The sequence below is a fragment of the Protofrankia sp. CiT1 genome (genome assembly GCF_917627335.1).
Classification (GTDB): Bacteria; Actinomycetota; Actinomycetes; order Frankiales; family Frankiaceae; genus Protofrankia.
In genome coordinates this window covers 1-3,994 of record NZ_CAKJTP010000238.1, presented here as the reverse complement: position 1 = coordinate 3,994, position 3,994 = coordinate 1, and the positions used below count along the sequence as shown (strand labels likewise).

Genomic DNA, 3,994 nt, shown 5'->3' with positions numbered 1-3,994 from the left:
TACGCCTACCCGACGCTGCGGGAGGACCCCACGCCGTGCGGGGTATCCGTAGAGGCATGGTCCCGGGCCGTCATTGACGGCGCACCGGCCGATCCGCCGTTTATTCACTGGGTGTGGCCCCGGGTGCAGTTGTGGAACAAGGGTGCACGCGCGCTGGACACCTCGCCACTCATGTCGGAGTTTACCGGATTCGGATTCCAAAACCCCTACTGGGGCACCGGCCCGGACGGCACATGGAACCAGGACTCCACCCGGGTCTGTTTCCGCCGCAGGGAAGCCCGCTATCCACTGCCGCAGATCGGCTATCAGTCCACCCCCGCGCCCACCTACTAATCGGGAACGCAGAGAGAAGGCGGAAAACTCATGGCATTCCAATATGCGGGGCGCTATACCGAAGCGGCACTGAAGACCGACGGAACATTGCTCAAGTCCGGGTCGGTCTCGGTGTTCCTGCCCGGGACGTCCACGCTGGCCACGCTGTACACCAGCCGGACCAAGAGTGCGACCGCGGCGAACCCGGTCACCACGGACGCGACGAGCGGCATGCTGACCTTCTACGCGGACCCCGGCCTGTACGACCTCTCCGGCCCGGGCGTGTCAGTCGCTAGCGTCCCGGTCACCCCGGACGCGGTGGAGTACGCCGAGGCCGCCGGTGCCGGTGCGGCGTCGGGCTACGCCACCCTGGACTCCGGGTCCAAAGTCCCGATCGCTCAGCTCCCGACCGGAACATCGTCGGCCACGGTCACGATCGGCAACGACAGTCGGGTCACCGGCGCCGAACAGGCCGCGAACAAGGGCGCCGTGTCGGGCTACCAAGGCCTCGACGCCACCAAGCGCATCACCTCCGCCGCGACCGCTGCCCCCACTATCGCCGCGGCTGCCGGCGCGGGCACCTCACCGCCTACGCCCACGGTCGTATCCGGCAGCAACGATCAGCGTGGCGAGGTCCGCTGGGGTACCGGGACCAGCGTGGCCGCCGGAGACCAGGTCACGGTCACGTTCTCCGCCGCATGGGCGTCCGCACCCCAGGTCGTGCTGACCGCGCGGAACACCGCCACCGCGGCGCTGCTGCCCTACATCTCCGCGGTATCGACGACGGCGGTCACCATCGCGCTTCAGTCCGCGCCTACCGCATCTCAGGGCGCGACCACCTATGACGTCGGGTTCATCGCCGTCGGCTGACCAGCAGAACCACAGGCAGAGAGAGGGAGCGGCGGTGGCGGTCTTCGCGGGGCGGTGCAGCCTGCCTGTGGCATTCCCGGACGGCACGCCCGCGCGCAACATTTCAATCACCGTTTGTATCGCGGGGACCAGTCAGCCCGCCGTTCTCTACGCCGGCCGTACGCGCACCACCCCCTCGGAAAACCCGCTCACCACCACCGGGTCCGCGGTGGCCGCGTTCTGGGCAGACCCCGGCGTCTATGACCTCGTCGGCCCAGGATTCGTCATCGCGTCCGTGCCGACATGCCCAGACTCCGGGGAATACGCCGGCCTGGATATCACGGGCCGGCTTTCCGTCGGCATTATGCCGGTGGGAAGCACCGCGGGCACGGTCGCCGCTGGGGATGACTCCCGGATCGTGCACGCCGTCGGATCGGCGATTACCGGCGGGGTTGCCGCCGACCGGGTCGAGACCATGCACCGGCTCTGGGCCGGGGGTGCGGTCGCGATCCCCCCGGGATCGGCCCTGATGTCCCTGGTCACGGCAGAGGCCACCCTGACCGTGGACACCCTCACGACCTGGCGGTCCGGGGTGGGTGCGGTCGGTGCGTCCACTGCCCGGATGGGTCTCTACCAGCTGGACGCCTCCGGGTCGACGTTGGTGTGTATTGCCCGCACCGACAGTGACGCCACGCTGTGGACGGCGGATGCGGGTCAGGAGAACAGCCGTCCCATCGTCGACAACGGGGGCAGCGCCCCTGCGGCGATCAGTCAGGTCACCCTGACCCAGGGTGCCCGGTATGCGATCGCCGCGTTCGTGGACGCGGCCACAGTGCGGGGCCCGCAGCTGGCGGGGGCATGGCTGGGAGTCCCCGGCATGACGGCCCGGCCACCCGCGCTGGCCTACGCCGGCCCTGCCGGCGAGGGTGACCTGCGCCCGACCTACCCGCTGTCCCTGCTCACGCCAACCGCGTCCGTCCTGTACGGGGAGGCGGCATGAGCCCCCGGGCGGGCCGGTATGCCGAAGCGGTGATCCGCCCGGACGGGACGCTGGCCAAAGGGCTCCCGATCAGCGTGTATGCGGCGGGAACATCCACACTGGCCGCACTGTATGTGGACCGGGCACGCTCGGCCGGGGCGCCCAATCCGGTCGTCACCGATTCGACGAACGGGATGCTGGCGTTCTACGCCGCACCAGGGCTGTATGACCTGCGCGGCGAGCAGATAGCGATCGACGGGGTGCCGGTCAGTACCGATGCCGATGATGTGGCGCTACTCGGCGGTACGGGCACAGTCGTCAGCGGACAGCTCCCTATCGGCACCACGGGCACATCCGTAGCCGCGGGCAATGACGCCCGGCTGGTAGGGGCTCAGCAGGCTAACCAGAAGGGCATCGCGGGTGGCTATGCGCCACTAGATGTCAACGGCCACATTCCCGCTACTCATCTGCCTATCACCGCGGGCGTCGGCGGCGTGGCATCCTCGACCGACCCTCGGCTCATCGGCGCCCAGCAGGCGAGCAGCCGGGGTCAGGCCGGGGGGTATGCGCCGCTGGACGCCCGCGCGCTGCTGCCTACGGCAAACCTGCCCGCGGCGCCGATCCTGCCCCGGCAGCTGTTGTTCTACGGCCACAGCTATTTCCAGCTCTGGCAGGGCGCGCTCGCGGCCCCGGCTATCGCGCCGATCGTCTCATTCAGGCGCTGTGCGGCATTGATGACGCGCGGGTTATCAACCGGGCAGTCACCGGAACCATGCTCGTTTCCGAGGGGCCGTCGACCGGGGGCTACGCCACGGTGCTATCCCAGGAGGCGAAAACCGCCCGCGGGGCGCCGTATGTCGCCTCCGAGGGGACCGCGGTCCTGTGCTGGGGTATCAACGATCTCGGGAACCGGGGCAATACCACTCAGCTGCGCACCGCGTTCATCCATGCGCTCCGCGCGGCGATCAGCCGTCATCGGGCCGCGTCGGTACGCGAGCACACCGACAGCACGGTCAGCGTCAGCGGCGGGGCCGTGGCGACCACGGGCGGGGCGTACAGCTCCGGGGATTCCGTGCGGTATTGGACGACCGCCGGGGGCAGCTTCACGATCACCCTGCCGGCGGATTTCCCCGGCGGCACCATCGCGATCGGCCTGGTCGGGGCGGCCGGCCCCTACGGCGGGACCATCACGTGGGGCGGGAACGCCTCGGCTGGTACCACGGGTACCACCTCCACGTCGGCGGTCATGCCGGCTGGGCTGACGCACGGTCATCTCGTCCGCCGCGTCGCTGGGCTGGACGTCTCCGATGCCGGGAAAACCATCATCGGGACGATCACCGGGGTGGACTCCGGGGGCGTCGTCGCCCTGGATTACTGGCAGATCGAGGCCACCACACCCCCGCTGACCGTCGTGTGCACCATTCCCCGATTGCGTGACTCCGGGGCCTATGGCGGATATTCGGCCGGCGTCGGGGATGCCGATGTGGCCGCGTGGAACGCCGCGATCACCACGCTCGTCGGCGAGTTCACCACCGGAGTCGCCCTCGCTGACATCGATGCGGCTATCGGGAAGAACCCGTCCCGCTATGCGGTGGACGGGGTGCATCCCAACGAGCTGGGTGCCCGCGCGATCGCCGACACGGTCATCGACGCCGCTGCCGCCGCGGGCCGCGCCGGACCGGTTTACCAGCTCCTGGTCACCAACGAACCTGCTGTGCCGACCGCGCCGGTGTTCACGCTGCCGGCGACCGCCGCCTGGACATCGATGGCGATCGACGTAGCCACCAGCGTCCAGCCAACCAGCTCGGGCACGGGAACGTCGGGAACATCCACCGCGCTGGACCGGGCGTACAC

Annotated in this window: 4 protein-coding genes; all 4 read left to right on the top strand. The window is 69.6% G+C overall.

Annotated features, from left to right (window positions below):
* On the top strand, positions 1-333 hold a 333-nt coding region (locus MJ785_RS20695; RefSeq protein WP_239382446.1), incomplete at its 5' end, for a hypothetical protein.
* Positions 334-363: 30 nt separating this feature from the next.
* The gene (locus MJ785_RS20690) at positions 364-1,182 is read left to right on the top strand and encodes a hypothetical protein (protein ID WP_239382444.1); all 819 of its coding nucleotides are present in this window, start codon (positions 364-366) and stop codon (positions 1,180-1,182) included.
* Between the two features lie 34 nt (positions 1,183-1,216).
* Positions 1,217-2,161, top strand: coding sequence for a hypothetical protein (locus MJ785_RS20685; RefSeq protein ID WP_239382442.1), 945 nt, complete (start codon positions 1,217-1,219; stop codon positions 2,159-2,161).
* A 751-nt stretch (positions 2,162-2,912) separates the two neighbouring features.
* On the top strand, positions 2,913-3,994 hold a 1,082-nt coding region (locus MJ785_RS20680; RefSeq protein WP_239382440.1), incomplete at its 3' end, for a hypothetical protein.